Annotated in this window: 1 pseudogene; it reads right to left on the bottom strand. The window is 42.2% G+C overall.

The window, feature by feature from the left end:
- Nucleotides 1-97: 97 nt before the first annotated feature.
- A pseudogene (locus BHE89_RS26900) lies at nt 98-204 on the bottom strand (ubiquinone biosynthesis protein UbiH); the annotation flags it as partial.

Here is a 204-nt window from a genome sequence, read left to right as displayed (position 1 = left end):
GTTTAATGTTTGCGTGTTCTGGTGCTCTAATTTGTAAAATTAAACCTGCTCCCCCCATCTTCTAAAACCGCTTCACCTTTGTCTTCCGTTACATTCGCTCACCTCGTTTAATGTTTGCGTGTTCTGGTGCTCTAATTTGTAAAATTAAACCTGCTCCCCCCATCTTCTAAAACCGCTTCACCTTTGTCTTCCGTTACATTCGCT

The sequence above is a fragment of the Shigella sp. FC1967 genome (assembly GCF_001743005.1).
Lineage (GTDB): Bacteria > Pseudomonadota > Gammaproteobacteria > Enterobacterales > Enterobacteriaceae > Proteus.
The sequence above is the reverse complement of the archived record's forward strand: the minus strand, read 5'-3'. Positions and strand labels throughout refer to the sequence as shown.